This is a genomic window from Azospirillum sp. RU38E, from assembly GCF_900188385.1.
Lineage (GTDB): Bacteria > Pseudomonadota > Alphaproteobacteria > Azospirillales > Azospirillaceae > Niveispirillum.
Map to the genome: position 1 here is coordinate 91,739 of NZ_FZOI01000010.1, position 19,552 is coordinate 111,290.

14 protein-coding genes are annotated in these 19,552 nt (G+C 65.8%); 5 read left to right on the forward strand and 9 right to left on the reverse strand.

Annotated features, from left to right (window positions below):
• Window positions 1-26 precede the first annotated feature (26 nt).
• Both CHB97_RS16580 and CHB97_RS16590 read left to right on the forward strand, forming a co-directional pair.
• Complete coding sequence (locus CHB97_RS16580; RefSeq protein WP_089289107.1) at window positions 27-1,466, forward strand: alkaline phosphatase PhoX; 1,440 nt, start codon at window positions 27-29, stop codon at window positions 1,464-1,466.
• A gap of 312 nt (window positions 1,467-1,778) precedes the next feature.
• Entirely contained in the window at window positions 1,779-4,385 is a 2,607-nt protein-coding gene (locus CHB97_RS16590; RefSeq protein ID WP_089289109.1) for a cation:proton antiporter, read from the forward strand.
• Window positions 4,386-4,588: 203 nt separating this feature from the next.
• On the opposite strand, the gene CHB97_RS16595 is transcribed toward CHB97_RS16590, so the two are convergent.
• The 5 genes from CHB97_RS16595 to CHB97_RS16615 form a co-directional block, all read right to left on the reverse strand.
• The gene (locus CHB97_RS16595) at window positions 4,589-5,476 is read right to left on the reverse strand and encodes an SMP-30/gluconolactonase/LRE family protein (RefSeq protein WP_089289110.1); all 888 of its coding nucleotides are present in this window, start codon (window positions 5,474-5,476) and stop codon (window positions 4,589-4,591) included.
• Entirely contained in the window at window positions 5,473-6,255 is a 783-nt protein-coding gene (locus tag CHB97_RS16600; RefSeq protein ID WP_089289111.1) for an SDR family NAD(P)-dependent oxidoreductase, read from the reverse strand. The genes CHB97_RS16595 and CHB97_RS16600 overlap by 4 nt, the downstream gene beginning before the upstream one ends.
• A 54-nt stretch (window positions 6,256-6,309) precedes the next feature.
• Entirely contained in the window at window positions 6,310-7,464 is a 1,155-nt protein-coding gene (locus CHB97_RS16605) for a fumarylacetoacetate hydrolase family protein (protein ID WP_089289112.1), read from the reverse strand.
• A 305-nt stretch (window positions 7,465-7,769) separates the two neighbouring features.
• Window positions 7,770-9,212, reverse strand: coding sequence for a sugar porter family MFS transporter (locus tag CHB97_RS16610; protein ID WP_089289113.1), 1,443 nt, complete (start codon window positions 9,210-9,212; stop codon window positions 7,770-7,772).
• Window positions 9,213-9,372: 160 nt separating this feature from the next.
• Complete coding sequence (locus tag CHB97_RS16615; RefSeq protein ID WP_089289114.1) at window positions 9,373-10,455, reverse strand: LacI family DNA-binding transcriptional regulator; 1,083 nt, start codon at window positions 10,453-10,455, stop codon at window positions 9,373-9,375.
• A gap of 213 nt (window positions 10,456-10,668) precedes the next feature.
• Between CHB97_RS16615 and CHB97_RS16620 the strand changes: the two genes are divergently transcribed.
• The 3 genes from CHB97_RS16620 to CHB97_RS16630 all read left to right on the forward strand — a co-directional run bounded on the left by CHB97_RS16620 (window position 10,669) and on the right by CHB97_RS16630 (window position 16,231).
• Window positions 10,669-11,061, forward strand: a complete 393-nt coding sequence (locus CHB97_RS16620) for a DUF2946 family protein (RefSeq protein ID WP_089289115.1) — start codon at window positions 10,669-10,671, stop codon at window positions 11,059-11,061.
• 114 nt (window positions 11,062-11,175) lie between these two features.
• Complete coding sequence (locus CHB97_RS16625; protein WP_089289116.1) at window positions 11,176-13,170, forward strand: TonB-dependent copper receptor; 1,995 nt, start codon at window positions 11,176-11,178, stop codon at window positions 13,168-13,170.
• 160 nt (window positions 13,171-13,330) lie between these two features.
• The gene (locus CHB97_RS16630; protein WP_089289117.1) at window positions 13,331-16,231 is read left to right on the forward strand and encodes a response regulator; all 2,901 of its coding nucleotides are present in this window, start codon (window positions 13,331-13,333) and stop codon (window positions 16,229-16,231) included.
• Window positions 16,232-16,243: 12 nt separating this feature from the next.
• Here the strand turns inward: CHB97_RS16630 and CHB97_RS16635 are convergent, their stop codons facing one another.
• The 4 genes from CHB97_RS16635 to CHB97_RS16650 are packed head-to-tail and all read right to left on the reverse strand — an operon-like array spanning window position 16,244 to window position 19,514.
• Window positions 16,244-17,179 (reverse strand): hypothetical protein, encoded by a 936-nt coding sequence (locus CHB97_RS16635; RefSeq protein ID WP_089289118.1) that lies wholly within the window; start codon window positions 17,177-17,179, stop codon window positions 16,244-16,246.
• A complete protein-coding gene (locus tag CHB97_RS16640; RefSeq protein ID WP_089289119.1) occupies window positions 17,176-18,225 on the reverse strand; it encodes a polysaccharide deacetylase family protein in 1,050 nt (349 codons plus the stop codon). Before CHB97_RS16640 ends, CHB97_RS16635 begins: the two co-directional genes overlap by 4 nt.
• Before the next feature lie 21 nt (window positions 18,226-18,246).
• A complete protein-coding gene (locus tag CHB97_RS16645; protein ID WP_089289120.1) occupies window positions 18,247-18,936 on the reverse strand; it encodes an anti-sigma factor in 690 nt (229 codons plus the stop codon).
• Between the two features lie 41 nt (window positions 18,937-18,977).
• Complete coding sequence (locus CHB97_RS16650) at window positions 18,978-19,514, reverse strand: RNA polymerase sigma factor (RefSeq protein ID WP_244559574.1); 537 nt, start codon at window positions 19,512-19,514, stop codon at window positions 18,978-18,980.
• Window positions 19,515-19,552: the final 38 nt, after the last annotated feature.

Here is a 19,552-nt window from a genome sequence, read left to right on the forward strand (position 1 = left end):
TCCCCTCTTTGCCGGAGTGCCCGTCGATGATGCTGTCCCGCCGCCAATGGCTGAGAAATGCCACCGCCGCCTCGCTGGGTTTTGCCGGCTTGGCGGCCTTTGCCCAGCGCGGCGGGGCCAAACCGCTGCCCCTGGCGCTGGAAAGCGATCCGGCGGGCATCCTCGACCTGCCCAAGGGCTTTACCTATAAGATCATCTCCCGCACCGGCGACCCGATGACGGATGGGTTCCTCACCCCCGGCTCGCCCGATGGCATGGCGACCTTCGCCATTCCCGGCGATCCGGATCGGGTGCGGCTGGTGCGCAACCATGAACTGAACCCCACCGTCACCAACCGGGGCGCCTTCGGTCCCGACCATGGGCTGGCCCGGCGGTTGGCGCCGGAACTGATCTATGACCGCGCACCGGACGGGCGGCCGCTGCTGGGCGGTACCAGCAGCTTCACCTATAATCTGAAGACTGGCCGCATCGAACAGTCCAACCTGTCGCTGGCCGGCACGACGCAGAACTGCGCCGGCGGCGCCACGCCCTGGGGCAGCTGGCTGACCTGTGAGGAACGGGCCGATCTGGCCGGCAATGTGACCGGCAAGGATCATGGTTTCGTGTTTGAGGTGCCGGCCAGCGCCACCAGCCCCGTCGCCCCGGTGCCAATCAAGGCCATGGGCCGTTTCATGCACGAGGCGGCCGCCGTGCATCCGCCGACGGGCATCGTCTATCTGACCCAGGATGAACCGCGCTGCCTGTTCTATCGTTATCTGCCGACCGCCAAGGGGGAGTTGGCCAAGGGTGGCCGATTGCAGGCCCTGGCCATCCGGGGCCACAGGACGGCCGATCTGCGCAATTGGCCGGTGGACAGCGAACCCGGCTGGGGGGCTGGCACGGTCAAACCCGGTGTGCGGATGCCGGTGGAATGGATCGACCTGGATCAGGTGGAAGCGCCGGAGGGCGATTTGAACGTGCGCGGTGCCGCCAAGGGGGCGGCCCTGTTCAGCCGGGGGGAGGGGATTATTTTCGGCCTGTCACCGGAAGGCCGGCCGGAAATCTATTTCACCACCACCGATGCCGGCGCCGCCCAGACCGGTCAGGTCTGGCGCTATACGCCATCCATCCAGGAAGGCGGGGCCGGGGAGAAGGCGGCACCGGGCTATCTGGAGCTGTTCTATGAAAGCCCCGGATCAGAGGCCATGGAATCCGGCGACAATGTCACCATCGCGCCCTGGGGTGGCCTGATGCTGTGTGAAGACCGGCCGGTGGCAAAGCAGATCCGCAACCATATGCAGATCCTCACCCGCCAGGGCGACCTGATCCCGTTCGCCACCAACATGCACAAGGATAATGGGGAATTCACCGGCATCTGCTTCTCCCCCGATGCCGGAACGCTGTTCGTGAATATCCAGCGGCCCGGCTTCACCCTGGCCATCAATGGCCCCTGGGACACCATCGCCCGGCATATCGCCGCAGGGTAATAATCTAAACCCCCGCCGCCGTCAGAAAGCCCAGCAGGGCCAGCGCCAGCAGGACCGCGACGGCGACCAGGGTGATTTTCGGGGTCGCCGGATCAGGTCTTATATGCATTGGTGCGGCGACCCCGTGGATGGTGTGTCTAATCGATACATCCATGATAATCGCTCGCAAAATTGTCTGTCCAGCGGCAACAATGCCACGGGCCTGCCACATTTTGTCCCGGTCGTCCGCGTTGTTTGCCTTAAATCCACCTTCGCCCGTTATCATTCTGTCAGCCATCCAGCGGGATAGCGGCGCAGAGGGGAAACGGATACATGTCGGATTTACCGTCTATCCTGATCATCGTCGCCTTTCTGCTGGCGGTGATCAGCCTGGTACAGCCTGTGGCCCGCGTGCTGCGTGTTTCCCAGACGGTGATTCTGGCTGTGGTCGGCATTGCCATCGCCGCCATTTCTTCTTTCCTGCTGCATAGCAGTTTCACCGACCTGTTCAACAAGCCGGCAGAACTGATCCTTGATTTCCCCATCACCTCCCAGGTTTTCATTTTCCTGTTCCTGCCCATCCTGCTGTTTCAGGCCTCGCTGACGCTGGATGTGCGGCGGCTGGCCGATGATGCGGCCCCCATTCTGGTGATGGCGGTGGTGGCCGTGGTGGTCACCACCGCCGTGGTCGGGCTGGCGCTGGAGCCGTTTGCCGGGGTGCCGCTGGCGGCCTGCCTGATGCTGGGTGCCATTGTCGCCACCACCGACCCGGCCGCCGTGGTGGCCATCTTCCGCGATCTGGGCGCGCCGCCGCGCCTGACGCGGCTGGTGGAGGGGGAAAGCCTGCTGAACGATGCCACCGCCATTGCCATTTTCGCCGTGCTGCTGGGCTATATCACTGCGGAGCAGCCGCCGGCGGTGGGGGCCGTGCTGCTGGGCTTTGTGCGGACCTTCGCCGGCGGGGTGCTGCTGGGGGCGCTGATTGCCCGGGCCTTCGTGGCGCTGCTGCCGCTGGTGCGTGACCTGCGCGCGGCTGAGGTGACGCTGACCCTGGCCTTGCCCTATCTGATCTTCATCATCTGCGAACGCTATCTGCATGTCTCCGGCGTGGTGGCGGTGGTGGCGGGCGGGCTGGTGCTGGGGGCCATGGGCCGGTCGCGCATTTCCCCGGAAAACTGGCGCTTCCTGGATGAGGTGTGGGAACAGCTGGGTTTCTGGGCCAGTTCGCTGATCTTCATCCTGGCGGCCATGCTGGTGCCCAGGATGGTGCGCGGCATCGATCTGGCCGATATCGGGCTGGTGCTGGTGGTGGTGGCGGCCTGTCTGGTGGCGCGCGCGGCCGTGCTGTTCGGCCTGCTGCCGTTCCTGTCGCTGCTGCGGCTGGGGCAGCGTGTCTCCACCCCCTATAAAACGGTGATCCTGTGGGGTGGCCTGCGCGGTGCCGTCACCCTGGCCTTGGCGCTCTCCATCACGGAAAACCGTGCCGTTTCCCACGATATCCAGCGCTTCATCGCCATTGTCGCCACCGGCTATGTGCTGTTCACCCTGCTGGTGAACGGCACCACCCTGCGCCCGGTGATCAAGCTGCTGCGGCTGGACCAGTTGAGCCCCGTCGATCTGGCCTTGCGCAACCGGGTGCTGGCCATTTCCCTGGTCTCCGTGCGGGACGAGGTGGCGAGCCGCGCCCAGGCCTATCACCTGTCCGATGAAACGCTGGCCGCCACCGTGCGCCCCTATGAGGATCGCATTGCCCTGGTGGCAGAGGCCCAGGCCGCCAGTGAAGGGATTTCCGAACGCGACCGGCTGTCCATCGGGCTGGTGGCGCTGGCGGGGCGGGAGCGTGACGTGCTGCTGGAGCATTTCCATCGCAAGACCGCCTCACCCAAGGTGCTGGAGGCGATGCTGCAGCAGGCTGACCGCATTGTGGAAGCGGCGCGCCAGGGCCGGTCGGACTATAACAAGGCGGCGCGCGGCTGGCTGGAATTCGACCGGCCCCTGCGCGTTGCCGTGGCGCTGCACCGGCTGACACGGCTGGAATCCATGCTGGCGCAGCGGCTGGCCGACCGGTTTGAAACCCTGCTGGTCAGCCGGATCGTGCTGGAGGATCTGCGCCGCTTCGCCACGGCCAAGCTGTTGCCGGTGCTGGGGCCGCGCATGACCGCCATCCTGCGGGAAATGCTGGATAACCGGATCGAGGCGACATCCAAGGCGCTGGATGCCCAGCATCTGCAATATCCCGGCTATGCCGCCGCGCTGGAACGCCGTTTCCTGCGCCAATACGCCCTGCGGCTGGAGGAGCGGGAATACCGCACCCTGCTCGAAGATGGGCTGATCGGTTCGGAACTGTTCCATAACCTGCGGGTGGAATTGCAGGAGGAACAGGATACGGTGCTGCGCCGTCCCCGGCTGGATTTGCGGCTGGAACCGCAGACCCTGCTGGCCCAGTTCCCCATGTTTGCCACCTTGAGCGAAGAGGAGTTGGGCAAGCTGGCCGGGCTGCTGCGTCCCCGTTTCGCGCGGCCGGGGGAAAGGCTGATCAGCCAGGGGGCCAAGGCCGACAGCATGTTCTTCATCGCCTCCGGTGCGGTGGAGATTCTGCTGGAGAAGCGGCGTATCCGCCTGGGCCGCAGCGATTTCTTCGGTGAAATGGGCCTGATCGCCCGCAAGCCGCGCAGCGCCGACGTGGTGGCGCTGACCCATTGCCATCTGCTGGAACTAGGCGGCAGCGCCTTCCATAAGACGCTGGAAAATAACGCGGCCATGCAGGCGAAGATCGCCGCCATTGCCGAGGCACGGGAACAGATGAATGCCAATCCGGAACCAGAACCGGAGCCGGAACCGACCCCCGATCCCGATCTGGCCCGCCCGGTGGAACCCGACCCGTCCCCCACCAGCAACATCATCGCCCTGCCGCCACCGCCCCGGCGGGTGGCGGATTAGGGGGGGGTTATAGCGACGCCGTTGGGGGGGCGGGCCTGCCCGAATGCACAACATTGCCTTCCCCGCGCAAGCGGGGATCCAGGGGGTACTAGAACCCAGGCTTCAGTGACTTTGGCCCCTGGACCCCCGCTTGCGCGGGGGAGGCAAGGGGACAAGACAGTACCTTTAAGGCGACGATCAGACGGTAAGCGCAGCCCCCCGCCTCACACCCCCACCGCAATCTCCACGCCCGGCAAGCCCGGCACGCTGGCGCTGAACTGGAACAGGTTGCCCGCCTGCGGCTGCTGGGCGCGCTCGGCATCCGACAGGCCCTTGGCGGCCGTGGTGGCGAACAGGGTTGTGCCATCCGCCCCGCCAAAGGCCAGCTTGGTGATATTGGCCACGGGGAAGCGCACCATTTCCAGCAATTCCCCTTTGGGGGAATAGCGCCGGGCGCCCCAGCCGGCAAACAGGCCGATCCACAGGCAGCCCTCGGCATCCACCACCGGCCCGTCCGGATAGCCTTCGGCCACATCCATGGCGATCAGCACGTCGCTGGAGCGGACCGACCCGTCCGTCCCCAGCGCGCAGGCATGGACCCGGCCGCCCAGCGTGTCGATATGGTAAAGCACCGACCCGTCCGGACTGTGCGCCGGGCCATTGGTGATGCAAACCTTGGGCGTGCTGGCCACACAGGTGCCATCGGCGGCCAGCCGATAGATGCTGCCACTATCGGCAATCTCCGCATCATCCATGCTGCCGAACCACAGCCGGCCCTGGTGATCCACCGTGCCATCATTCAGCCGGTTGCCCGGCAAATGCGGTTCCGGGGCCACCAGCGGCGTGAAGGCCCCCGTCGCGGGATCGAACCGGTGCAGCCCCTGCTGCAACCCGGCGATGAAGCCGCCCCCGGCCACCGGCAGCACAAAACCGCACTGGCCCGGCGCATCCCAGCTTTGCCGCGACCCGCTGGCCGGGTCATAGCGGTGGACATGCTGCTTCTTGATATCCACAAACCACAGCGCGGCATCGCGGGCCACCCAGACCGGGCCTTCGCCCAGGGTGGCGCCCAGCGACCAGACGCTGACCGGTTGGCTGGTTACGACGCTCATCGCCACCCCGCATCGATGAAATATTCATGGGCCGTTATCAGCCGCGCATCGTCGGAGGCCAGGAACAGGATCAGGGCCGCCACATCGCGCGGCACCAGCCGCCCCTTCAGGCACTGGGCGGCGACGATTTCCGCCTCACCCTCCGGCGTGTACCATTTCTCCTGCCGTGGCGTGCGGACATTGCCGGGCACCACGCAGGTGACGCGGATATTATCCGGCCCCAGCTCACGCGCCAACGAACGGGTCATGCCCTCAATCGCCGCCTTGGCGGTCTGGTAGAGCGACAGTTCCGGCAAGGCCAGATGCCAGGAGATGGAGCCCAGATTGATGATGGCCCCGCCGCCGGCCGCCCGCATCCCCGGCACCACGGCCTGGGCGCAGAACAGCTTATGCTTCAGGTTCACCGCGATGCGGTCATCCCAATAGGCCTCGGTGATCTGGTCCAGCCCGTGCCGGTCATCGTTGGCGGCATTGTTCACCAGCACATGGAATGGCCCGCCCTCGGCCACCAGCCCGGCAATGGCGGCCTGGGTGGCGGCAATATCCTTCAGGTCCATGCGCAGAAAACGCGGGGGCGGGTTGGCACCGGACAGGCTGGCCACCAGCGCCAGGGAATCCTCTTCGGCAATGTCGAAGAACACCACCTCGGCCCCCTGGGCGACGAAGGCTTCGACAATGCCGGCCCCAATGCCGGACCCGCCACCGGTGACCAGCACCCGCTTGCCCCGCAGGCTGGGATAGATGGCGGTGAGCGCACCGGCCGTTTCAGTTGCCGACATGGATTTCTTCCAATCACGTCAAAGAACAAAGAAAAGGGAAGGGGGCTGCGCGCGTCAGCGCAGCAGCCCGCGCCCCGCCAGATTGCGCATCAGATCGCGCAGGCCGAAATGCCAGGGGGCGGCATCGCGCGCCGTCGTCACCCGGTTGGACAAGGCGCCCAGCCGTTCAGCGGAAATCCGCACCACGTCGCCCACCTTATGGGTGAAGCCCCGGCCCGGATCGTCCCGATCCTGCGTCGGGGCGAACAGGGTGCCCAGGAACAGCACGAACCCATCGGGGAAGTGATGTTCGCTCATCGCCTGACGCACCAGTTCCGCCGGATCGCGGCTGATTTCCCGCATGGTGCTGCGCCCGGTCAGCACATAGCCTTCCGGCCCGTCGATCCGCAGATCGACCACGGCGTTGCGCACATCATCCAGGGTGAAACCGGCATCGAACAGGCGGATGAACGGCCCGATGGAGCAGGAGGCGTTATTGTCCTTCGCCTTGGACAGCAGCAGCGCGCTGCGCCCTTCAAAGTCACGCAGGTTCACATCATTGCCCAGGGTGGCACCCAGAATGCGGCCCTTGGCATCCACCGCCAGCACCACTTCCGGTTCCGGGTTGTTCCAGCTTGAATCCGAGCGCACGCCGATTTCCGCGCCCCAGCCGACAGAGGCCAGAACGGCGCATTTGGTGAAAATCTCCGCATCCGGGCCGATGGCGACTTCCAGATATTGCGACCACATGCCGTCATTGATCAGCACCTGCTTCAGCTTGGCCGCCTCTTCCGATCCCGGCACCACGGCGCGGATGCCGCCGCCGATGCGGCTTTCGATGGAGGCGCGGACGGCAGCCGCCGCATTGGCATCGCCGCGCACCCGCTCCTCAATCACCCGCTCAATGGCGGAAATGGCAAAGGTGACGCCGGCGGCCTTCACCACCTGCAGGTCGATGGGGGCCAGGATGAAGGGGGACCGGGCATCCTGTGCCGCCGCCCGTGCCGCCAGTTCGGCCACATCGAACAGTGGCCGGCCGGTCACAGCAGCCGGGTTATCCAGCGCCAGCAGGTCGGCCACGGTGGCAGCGGTGTCGGATACGTCTTCCACCCTGCCCTGGCGGATGATCACCGGGGTGGGGCCGGCCTCCAGTTGCAGGCGACCAACAAAGACCCCCGCCGCCGCATCGGCGGGCAGCAGATCAACGGAATTTGCGACGGCGTTTCCCATGGTGATTTCTCGGTTTGGCAGGTGTTGGCGTTGATAACGCTACCATCATTGGGTGGGGGTGGGAAGGGAGGTGGTGGGGCGTTGGCCCTTTCACGCTTCCACGGTTCTTCCCCTTGCCCGCGATCAGGCTCCTGTGTGTCTCTTCACATTCCGGCCTCCCCCGCGAAAGCGGGGGTCCAGGGTCAAGGGCACCGGACTGTGGTTCATGTGGCCCCTGGATCCCCGCTTTCGCGGGGAAGGCAGGTATATGAGAAACACATCTCAGTTCATATCACTCTAAGGAGGGTAAGGGAGGAAGCCCCCCCTTACCCCTGCATATCCTCCAGCTCCCGCCCCTTCGTCTCCTTCACCAGGGCACGAACGAAGAAGAAGGAGACCAGGGCAGAGGCAGCATAGAACCCATAGGCCCCCGTCAGCCCGACACTGACCAGCAGCACGGGGAAGCTCATGGTGATGGCGAAATTGGCGATCCACTGGGCAAAGCCGCTGACCGCCAGACCGGAACCCCGGATCTGGTTGGGGAACATCTCTCCCAGCATCACCCACATCACCGGTCCCCAGGACAGGTTGAACAGCACGGCATAGGCATTGGCGCTGATCAGGGCGATCAGGCCGGCAGTATCCGACAGGTGCAGCGAACCGCCCTCCAGCGTGCCGGTGGAAAAGGCGGCGGCCATGGCACCCAGGGTCAGCGCCATGCCGGCGGACCCGATCAGCAGCAGCGGCTTGCGCCCCACCTTGTCGATCACCACCATGGCGGCGATGCAGGCCAGGATGGACAAGGTGCCCGACAGCACGTTGATTTTCAGCGCATCGCCCTCGGTGAAGCCCACGGCCTGCCACAGCACGGCCCCATAATAGAACACCACATTGATGCCGACCAGTTGCTGGAAAATCGCCAGTACCAACCCGGCCCAGACGATGGGGCGGATGCGGCTGCCGCTGGCGGTCTTTTCCACCAGATCGGACAGGCGCGGCTGATGGTCACCGGCCAGCGAGGCGCTGATTTCCGCCACCTTGCGGCGGGCGGCCCGTTCGCCGAACAGGCGGGTCAGCACCTGTTCGGCCTCCGCCAGCCGGCCCTTGGCCACCAGATAGCGCGGGCTTTCCGGGATCAGCAGCAGGGCCAGCAGGAACAGGCCCGCCGGGATCACCTGCACCCAGAACATCCAGCGCCAGGCGGCAAAGCCCCACCAGAACGGCTCCGTCGAACCGCCGGCGGCATGGGCAATGACGTAATTGCCCAGAAAGGCCCCGGTCAGGCCGGAAATGATCATGATCTGCTGCACAGAGGCCAGCCGGCCCCGGATGTTGGCGGGCGTCACCTCGCTGATATAGGCGGGCGCCAGCACCGACGCCGCCCCCACCGCCAGCCCGCCGATGAAGCGGGCAAAGACGAAGGCGCTGGAGCTGTTGGCAGCCCCGGCCCCCCAGGCGGTGACAATGAACAGCAGGGCGGAAACCAGCATTACCGCCCGGCGGCCCCAGCGGTCAGCCAGCCGGCCGGCGGCAAAGGCGCCCACCGCACAGCCCAGCAGGATGGAGGCGACATTGAAACCGGTGCCCACACTGTCGGACCCGAAGGCCTTTTGCAGCCCGTCAACGGTGCCGTTGATGACGCCGCTGTCATAGCCGAACATGAAACCGCCGATGGTCGCCACGGCGACGATCAGCAGGATCAGCCCGTGATTGGCCTGCTCATCCCCCGCATCGGCGGTGGCGGGCCCGCTGGCCGCGAAATGTGCCATATTCCTCCCCCTGTCCGGATCGCCCGGACTTTTGTTTCCGAATTGGCGCCGTATGGCGCTTCTTATGGGGGAAAGATGCGGAAGTTAGCGCTATCAATCAAGCTGTTTTAAGTGGAACGGGCTGGTTTTCGGAAAAGCCGGACGCTTTCTGTCCCTTGGCTCACCCCTTGGGCGGTGGTGCCACCGATTTGCGTTCCACCAGTTCGAAATCCAGCACCTCTTCCACCGGCACCGGCGTGCCGCCATCGCGGGCCGTGCGCACGGCGGCGATCAGCAATTCCAGGGCGCGTTCGGCCATGGCGGCCACCGGCTGGCGGATGGTGGTCAGTTCCGGCCAGACCATGGTGGCCAGCGGCGTATCATCGAACCCCACCACCGACAGGTCGGCCGGCACTGACAGCCCATGGCGGTGGGCCACATTCACTGTGGCGGCCGCCATTTCATCATTGCTGGCGAAGATGGCGGTCGGCCGGTCGGCCCCGCTCAGCAGTCGTTCAGCGGCGACGATGCCGGAACGATAGCTGAAATAGCCCTGTTCCACCGGCGCATTGGCCGCATCCAGCCCGGCTTCCTCCAATGCGGCCTTGAACCCGCGCCAGCGTTCCTCGCTGGCGGTCTGGTTGGGATGGCCGCGCACGAAGCCGATACGGCGATGGCCCTTCTCCAGCAGATAACGGGTCATGGCGCGGGCGGCGGCAAAATCATCAATACGCACATTGATGCCGCCCGGCTGCGGCCGCCCCATGGCCACCGTCACCATCTGGATATCGGCGGCTTCAATGGCGGCCAGCACGGCCGGTGCTTCGCACAGCGGCGGCGGCAGCAGGATGCCTTCAATATTGGAGCGGGCGAACAGCCGCGCCGCCTCCCCCTGCGCCTCCGCCCCTTCCTGATCACAGGATTCCACGGTCAGGTGTGACCCGCCGTGCCGCGCCCCTTCCAATGCGCCGATCAGGAACTGGCCCAGATAGGCCGCACTGGGGTTGGCATAAAGCAGCCCCACCTGGGTGGCCCCGCCGGCGGCCAGGCTGCGGGCGGCATTGTTGGGCTTGTAATTCAGCTTCTCGATGGCCTGCTGCACCAGGGCCCGCGTCTGATCCCGCACCACGCTTTCACCATTGATGACGCGGGAAACGGTCATGGCGGAAACGCCAGCCTCCCGCGCCACATCCTCAATGGTGACAGCGCTGCCTTTGCGGCGTCTGGTCCGGATGATTTTGTTTTTGTCAGACGCGCTGCCCATGATGTCCCGGCCCCGCACAAGGCGGGCTTTTCAGATGGATAGAAAGGGTGGTTGCAACCAACCCTCTTGGTCGATACGGCCTTATGCGATGTAAAACAACAATGATAACGCTATCATTATTTGTTAATCGTCATGAATGGATGGGATAGCCTGCCACCCCCTGCGGCGAAATGGAACTGCCGCTTTGTTGTTCGCTCCATTATGGTGTCCCTCATGACAGGGGGCTGCTTCAGGCATCGTACCGCCATTCCCGGATGGGCGCGCCGTTTGGCGTTGGGGGGCAGCTTCCTGGCCTGTTTGGCTTTGCTGCTGAACCTTTTGGTGTGGTCACTTTATGCGCCTGCCATGGCGGCCGGAATCACCACGCCGATCTGTACCGCCCCGATCAGCAAATCCCCCGATGGCAAGGGTACGGGCCCTGTCGATCTCAGCGCGCGACATTGCCCGTTGGGGCTGCTGGCTGTGGGCCTTGCCGCCCCGCCAGCCGACCTGCCGCTGCCGGTGCCCGCGTGGCTGTCGCTGTTCCGCCTGTGGCCGGACCGCCTGCTGCTGGCCGTCACGGCCCAGTTTATCCCCTGGAACGCGCGCGCCCCGCCCTTGGTCTGATCCCGCCTTTTCAAACAATCCCTGTTGATGGTCACGAAGGGGGCGGCCTTGCCCGCACACCCCTTGTGCCGGCGGCGCTGTCGCGCGCGCCTTTTGCGGAAAGACCAAGAAATCATGTCTGCCACCAAAATCGCGGCACGCCTCTCCGCCTGCCTGCTGCTCGGTACCGTGCTGCCCGCCGCCGCCCAGGCTGCCGACCAGCCGCCCGCCCCCGCCCAATCGCTGTTGCTGCCCACGCTGGTCGTCACCGCACCCGCCATGTCTACGCCGCTGATGGTGGAAACCGATCCCCGCCAGCCGCGCCAGCCGGTGCCGGCCAATGACGGGGCGGGCTATCTGAAATCCATCCCCGGCTTTTCGGTCATCCGCAAGGGTGGCACGGGCGGCGACCCGGTGTTCCGGGGCCAGTCCGGTTCCCGCCTGGGGATGATGATCGATGGGTCGCCGGTGCTGGGCGGCTGCGGGATGCGCATGGACCCGCCCACCGCCTATGCCTTCCCGGAGGCGTTCGATAAGATCACCCTGCTGAAGGGCCCGCAAAGCGTGCGCTATGGCGGTGGCATGTCTGGTGCCGCCGTGCTGTTCGAACGCAATACCGAACGGTTCACGGCACCAGGCGTGCGGGGCAATCTCAACCTGCTGGGCGGCAGCACCGGCCGCAATGACCAGTTGGCGGACCTGACGGCCGGCACGTCGCAGGCCTATATCCGCATGATCGGCACCCGCGCCCATAGCGATGATTATGAGGATGGCGACGGCAACAAGGTCCATTCCGCCTATAACCGCAGCAGCGCCACCCTGCTGGCGGGTTGGACGCCGGACGACCAGACCCTGCTGGAAGCCAGCAGCGAATTCAGCAAGGCGCGGGCCGCCTATGCCGACCGCATGATGGATGGCTCCAAGTTTGACCGGGAATCCCACCGGCTGCGCTTTGGCCGCGACGATCTCTCCCCCCTGATCGGCCGGGTGGAGGCCAGCGCCTATTACGATTATGTCGATCATGTGATGGATAGTTTCAGCCTGCGCCGCTGGACCGGCGGCATGATGGGGCCGCTCAGCAACCCCGATCGCAAGGGCTATGGCGGCCGCGCCGCCGTGGAACTGCGCCCGCAACCCAACTGGACCGTGACCCTGGGGGCTGATGCCAGCCATGACCGGCACGCTGTGCGCAACCTGTCGGTGGCCGAATATCGCGCCGGGGTGGATTATGAACAAAAGCCCCGCCTGCCCGATCTAGAGTTCAACACCATCGGCGCATTCATGGAAACCAGCTACGCCCTGTCTGCCGACCGGATGCTGGTGGGTGGCTATCGCCTGAACCGCACCAAGGCGGAAAGGCTGACCATTGCCAACGGCCCGACCGACAGCGACGTGCTGCATAACGGCTTCCTCCGGCTGGAACAGGAGATTGCGGGCGCGCTGCCGCTGACCCTGCATGTCGGTGTCGGCCACAGCGAACGCGCGCCGGATTATTGGGAGCGCAACCGCAACTTCGCGCTGGACCCGGAAAAGACCACGCAGATCGATGCCGGTCTGATGCACCGGTCCGACCGCTGGACGGGCTCCGTCTCTCTCTTCGCCAACCGGATTGATGATTACATGCTGCTGTCCGGCAGCACGGGCAAGAATATCGGTGCCAGCCAATGGGGCGGGGAGGCGGAACTGGCCTATGCCATTGCCAGTGCCTGGCGGGCGGATGTCTCGCTGGCCTATGTGCATGGCCGCAACCGCAGCGAGGACCGGCCGCTGGCCCAGATGCCGCCGCTGGAGGCCAAGCTGGGCCTGAATTATGATGATGGCACCTGGATGGCCGGCGGTCTGGCTCGGTTCGTGGCGGCACAGAACCGGGTGGATATTGGCTGGGGCAATATTGCCGGCACCGATATCGGCAAGAATGATGGTTTCGCCATCTTCTCCGCCTCTGCCGGCTGGCGGCCGGCGGCGGGGGTGACGCTGACGCTGGGCGTCGATAACCTCTTCGACCGCACCTATGCCGAAGCACTCAGCCGGGCCGGCACGCCCAGTCTGGTTGGCCAGGGCTATGTCCAGACCATCCGTGTCAATGAACCGGGCCGCACCTTCTGGCTGAAAGGCGGCATCACCTTCTGATGAAACGGGGGCGGTTTGCGGTTGAACGCAAACCGCCTCTCTCCCCCCGTCCCCGTGGCGGGCCTGAAATGCTGCCTACTGTACAGTTTTGGGTGGGCATTATCCGCCGCTTCCCATAATAAGGGCATAGTAAAGACCTGGATGGATCGGTCGGGGGGCCATGTCCGGCAGCAATGCGCCGCATATTCTGATTGTGGAGGATTCACCCACCCAGGCGCTTCAGCTGGAGCTGATCCTGGAAGGGCAGGGCTGGACCTCCACCATCTGTGGCACGGCAGAGGCGGCGCTGGCGGCACTCACCCATCTTCACCCCGATCTGCTGGTGGTGGATTACCACCTGCCCCGGATGAGCGGGGATGAATTCATCCGCCAATTGCGCCTGAATGCCGTCACCCGCCCGCTTCCCGTCATCATGCTGACCGATGAGGCCACGGCGGAGGCGGAGTTCAGGGGGCTGGAAAGCGGGGCGGATTCCTATCTGCCCAAATCCGCCGATGCCGATGAACTGGTGTTGCGCATCAGCGGCCTGCTGCGCCGTGCCGTCGGCAGCGGGCCGGGTTCCAGCGGGCTGGCGGCCCCTTCGCTGCGCGCGTCGCGCCTGCTGATCGTCGATGACAGCCCGACCTTCCTGGAATATCTGCGCCTGCTGTTGCAGGAAGAAGGCTACGAGGTGGTGGCCCTGCAAAGCGGGTTGGCCGCCGCCGCCCTGGTGCAGCAGGAAAGCTTCGACTGCATCATCGTCGACCTGCATATGCCGGAGATTGACGGCGTGGCGCTCTGCGCCCGGCTGGATGCCATCCGCCGCCGGCGGGAGGATCTGTTCCAGATCGTCATGCTGACCGCCAGCGACAGCAAGACCGACCTGATGCGCGGGCTGGAAGCCGGCGCCGACGATTATGTCACCAAGGGCAATGATGTGGAGATCATCAAGGCCCGTATCCGCGCCCTGGTGCGCCGCAAAAGGCTGCATGAGGAAAATCTGCGCATCTCCATGGAGTTCCGCCGCAAGGAACAGGAGCTGGAGCGCACCCGCGACGAGGTGCGGCTGGCTGAGGCCCGCGCCTCCCTGGTGGAGGCGCTGGAACGCTCCAACCGCGAACTGGCCGCCACCAATGCCAAGCTGACCCAGGCCCAGGTCGAACTGACCCGCGCCAAGGAGGCGGCGGAGGCCGCCAACCAGGCCAAATCCGAATTCCTGGCCAATATGAGCCACGAGTTGCGCACGCCGATGAATGGCATCATCGGCATGAATGCGCTGCTGCTCTCCACCAGCCTGACGCCGGAACAGCGCCATTCCGCCGAACTGGTGGGATCATCCGCCAAGCTGCTGCTGGGCCTGCTGAACGATATTCTGGACGTCTCCAAGCTGGAGGCGCGGCAGGTGAAGCTGGAATATCTCGATTTCGATATCCCCGCTTTGTTCGCAGAGGTGGTGCAATTGATGGCCCCCAAGGCGGCGGAACAGGGGATCGAACTGGTTTTGGATATCGCCCCCGCCGCCCGCACCCGCGCCATCAGCGACCCGATGCGGCTGCGTCAGGTGGTGCTTAATCTGGTGGGCAATGCCATCAAATTCACCAACCGGGGCGGGGTGGTGGTGGCGGTGCGGTTGGAAGGGGACGCGGGCAGCCCGCTTTTGTCGGTGCGGGTGACCGATACCGGCATCGGCATCCCGAAGGAGGCGCAGGCGCGGCTGTTTGACAAGTTCGTGCAGGCCGACAGTTCCGTCACCCGCCGGTTCGGCGGTACCGGGCTGGGTCTGGCCATCTGCCGCCAGACCATGGAGCTGATGGGCGGCAGCATCGGGGTGGAAAGCCAGGTCGGTGCCGGTTCCAGCTTCTGGTTCCGCGTGGGCTTGCGGCCCTTGGCCGAACCGCTGCCCCTGGAGCCGCCGCCGGCCGAACTGGTGGGCCGCCGTGCCCTGCTGGCCGATCCCAGCCCGCTGGTGACGGCGGCCCTGACCGCCGATCTGGAAAGCCTGGGGGTGGAGGTGGGGCCGCTCCGCCTGGACCCGGTGGGGGAAGCAGCAGCGGAGGCCGCCGACCTGTTGCTGGTGGAGGCCACCAGCCTGACCCCGGCCCGTGTGGCGGCCCTGCGCCAGCGCTTCCCCGCTACGCCCCTGGTGGCCCTGCGCCCCATCGGCGCGGTGGCCGATCCGGTTGATCCCGGGCTGGCCGATGCGGTGCTGGAAAAGCCGGTGCTGCACGCCCTGTTGCGCAGCAATCTGGCAGCGCTGCTGACCGGCCGGCCGCTGCCGGTGGCTGCCCCGGCCGATCCCTCACCCCGCCGGGAGGAGCCGGGCAGCGGCGGGCATATCCTGCTGGCGGAGGATAATTATATCAACCAGCAGGTGGCCCTGCATATGCTGACCGGGGCCGGCTTCACCGTTGATGTGGTGGGCAATGGGGCCGAGGCACTGGCCGCCCTGGGTCGTGGCGCTTATGACCTGATCCTGATGGATGTGCAGATGCCGGTGATGGATGGGGTGGAGGCGACGCGCCGCATCCGCGCGGAGGAAGGGGCCGGTCGCCATATCCCCATCATCGCCATGACCGCCCATGCCATGACGGGGGTGGAGGAAAGCTATCGTGCCGCCGGCATGGATGATTACATCTCCAAGCCGGTGGAATATCAGGCTTTTCTGGCCAAGGTACGCTCCTGGTCCGGGCGCGGCCGCGCGCCCGACGCAGTGGCGGCGACCGATCCGGCCCCGCCGCCAGGGATTGACGAGGCGGCGATCCTGCAAATCCAGGCCCTGATGCCGCCGCCGCAATTCACCACCCTGATGGGCAATTTCCTGGCCAATTCCCGCCAGCGGCTGGCGCGGGTGGAGGCGGCGCGCCTGTCCGGCGATCTGGGCGCGCTGGGCCGTGATCTGCATGATCTGATCAGCACCACCGGCAGCTTCGGCTGCCGCGATCTGGTGGTGCTGGGCCGGGAGGTGGAGGCCGCCCTCCGCGCTGGCCAGCCCGACCCGGCCCTGACCCGGTTGACGGATTTCTGCACCGCCGCCGCCCACGCCCTCACCTATCTGGAAGAACGGTTCCAGCCGGAGGCCTGAAGCCACCCCCGCTTAAAAATTCTCATAATCAGCAAAGCAAACGCGCATTCCCTGGGCCGGCATCGCCTCCCCCGGCTTGGGGGCGGCGGTCAGGAACCAGCCCTCTGGCGGGGGGCCCAGCACGGCGCGCAACTGGTCATGCAACGGGTCGCGCCGGTCGACCATGAAGCGGATGGAGCCGGCGCCGATGCTGCGGCCGAACCGGCGTAGTTCAGCCAGCAGGGCCGGCAGTTCCGCCGGGGTGACGGGTTCCATCCCCCCCACCTTCAGCACCCCGCCGGGGGAAAGCAGCAGAAGGCGGCCGCGGATGGTGACGACATGCGCCCCCATGGCCCGCCGGCTGGCCAGATAATCCCCATCATGCCGCACCCGCCAGAAGGATGGCTGCCCGGCAGCATCCATCGCCGGTGCCGCCACCATTGCCGGTGGCAGGTCAGCGGCCGCAACCCCAGCCAGGGCCAGCGGGGCCCAGAGCCAGCGGCGCAGCTTCGCCCCCAGCCCGCCCGCTGGCCCCAGCGGGATTTCAAACGGATCAATCCGGCCGATCTGCTGATGGCCCAGGCGGCGTTTCAGCAAGGCCCCGCTCATCGGGTTGCAGAAGCCAAAGGTCAGGTCGCCGCCATCGCGCCAGATTTCATCCATCAAGGCTTCATAGAGCATGGGCGTGGCCCGCCCGTTGCGCAGACCCTTGGCAATGAAGATGTCGCATAATTGCCAGCCGCTGAGCACCCGTGCCGCCGCCTCAATACGGAAATGGATGGCACCGATGCAGCCGATGGGCTGGCCTTGCTCATACAGCACATAGCCTTTGCCCGGCCCCGCCGGGCCGCCGGGGCCATATTTGCGCTGCCAGCGTGCCGGGTCCAGCCGCTGGCCCGTCACGCCGTTGATGACGGCGACCATATGCGGGATGGTGGAAGGGGTCAGGGGGGCGATGGACAGGCTCATGCCGCGTAAGCCTCGTGCCCATAGCCGCCGGCGGCCACGATGGCGCGCTGTGCCCTGGCACTGATGAAGGGGTTCACGCCCAGCCGGTTGATCAGGCGCGGATCATTTACGTCCTCGGCGCGGGCATAATCGGTCAGCCCCTGGCGGCGATAGCCCGCCTGTTCGGCCAGATCGGCCAAAGCCGGGCTGTAATCCCCATCCGGCCAGGCGAAATCATGCACCGGCTGGCCGCTCACCCCCTCCAGCCAGCTCTTGCCCAAGGCCAGTTCGGCGGCCGCCTCTGCCGTGGACAGGGTGGAGAAGTTGCAATGGCTGACCCCATGGCCCCCCAGCCGCACCAGCGGATGGCGGCCCAGCCGGGCCAGTTCCCCTTCATCCAGCAGGCGCCAGTAATCCGCCAGGTCCGCCGGCAGGTGGGTCTGTGATACGCCATTGCGGCGATGTCGTTCCAGGACGGCCAGCAATTCGGCCAGGAAGCCGGGCGGGCTTGTCTTGCATAGGCGTTTCAGCGGCACGCCATCGCTTTGGCGCCGCCATTGCCGGGCGCTGTCCTGCACGAAAACATCCCCCACCACCGTCAGCGGGCCGGGATATTCCCACGCCGTCAGGTCCAGCCGATCAGCCCATAAAAAGGGTTCATGCTCCCCACCCGGCAGGAAGTCCTGCGCATGGGCCAGTTCCCGCACCGCCCGGATGGCGGTGACATAGAGCGTCGCCGGCACCCCGGCCGCCGACAGCACCGGCAGCGCATGGGTGAGGAAATTGCGATAGCCATCATCAAAGGTGACGGCCACGCGCGGGCCGGCCGCATCCGGCCGGTCAAACAGATCATCCAGCGGCACGAAGCGCAGGCCGGGGATGGCGGCCAGCATGGCCAGATCGGCAGCCAGCCGGGCGGCAGAGACAAAGCGCGTGTTGAAACGCCGGTCGCCGGTGCGGGTGACGCCGTGATAGATCAACACCCGCCTGGCATTGGCCGGCATTGGCCGGGACCGCCAGCCGCGCAGTTCAAAGCGCAGGTTCGCCAGCCGGGATTTCAACATCATCTTCCCTTTCGGGTGAAAGGATCAGGCCGTCAGCCCGATATAGGCCATGCTGGCCAGCCGCTGCATGATGGCGGCCGACATGTCGCCCGCCATCACCATGGACAGCCGGTCATCCTGCCAGACACAGATGCGCAGATCGGCCCGTTTGAACTGATCAAACCGCACCGTGCCGTCGGATTGACGCAGATAGATGGTGACCAGTTTGCCCTGCGCATCCCGATAGGCGATGCTGGCCGCATCCTCCTCCAGATGCACACCGGCCAGCGTATAGCCGGCGCGGCTCAGGTCCGGCACCTTCACCTTCAGCTCCATGATCCGGCTCAACGCCTCATTATAGGGCGTCAGGTCCGCCGGCGTGCCGGGCAGGCTGGCGGTGCGGGCATCCAGCGCCAGCGCCACCACATCGCCCGGTGCCGCACCGGGCCGCAGCCAAAGGGCCCCGCCACCAGCCAGAACCAGGGCCACAACAGCGGCGGCGGCAAACCGGCGCCAGTCGCCCCAGCTCTGGCGGGCGGCAGGAATGGCGTTTGCCCGGTCGATCAGGTGCTGCGGCACCGGCCGGTCGATCAGGGGGCCGTAAAGCTGTTTCATCATCGCCTTCTGGGCGCGATAGTCGGCGACGCGGGCGGCCAATGTGGCATCCGCCTGGATCATCGCTTCCACCGTGCGCGCACGGTGGGGCGGCAGCTCGCCATCGATAAGGGCGTGCAACTCTTCCTCCGTGATCGGTGGCTCTATGGGTCGATGCTCGCTCACATCTTGTCTTTCGGTGCCACGGGCAGCGGTATGACCTCCGCGCCTTCTCCTTGTAAAACCGACCGCAACCGCTCACGTGCCCGGGCCAGACGGGACATCACGGTGCCGATCGGGATTTTCAATTCCTCCGCTATCTCGCGGTAACTTAGTTCCTCCACACTCACCAACAACAATATTTCACGGTGTTCGGGTGCCAGCCGATTGACCGCCGCGATAAAATCCCGCGCCGCACCGGTATCGACCGGCGGTGCGCTCAACTCCACCGCATCGACCAGTTCGGTAATGTCCTGCTCCGTGCCCCGCGTGCGGCCCTTGCGAATCTCATCGGTATAGAGATTACGCAGGATACGACGCAGCCAAGCCGACAGCAGCGGCATTTCCCGCAACTGCGCCGATTGGCGCAGTGCCCGTTCAATGCAGTCCTGCACCAGATCGTCAGCCTGGGCGACATTGCCCGCCAGCGTCATGGCATAACGCCGCAACGCCGGAAGCTGCGCGATCAGCGCATTGGCAAACTGTTTGGGGCGTGTCACGGCTACCGGCTCTCCGACACGGATCGGGTACGGGGTTG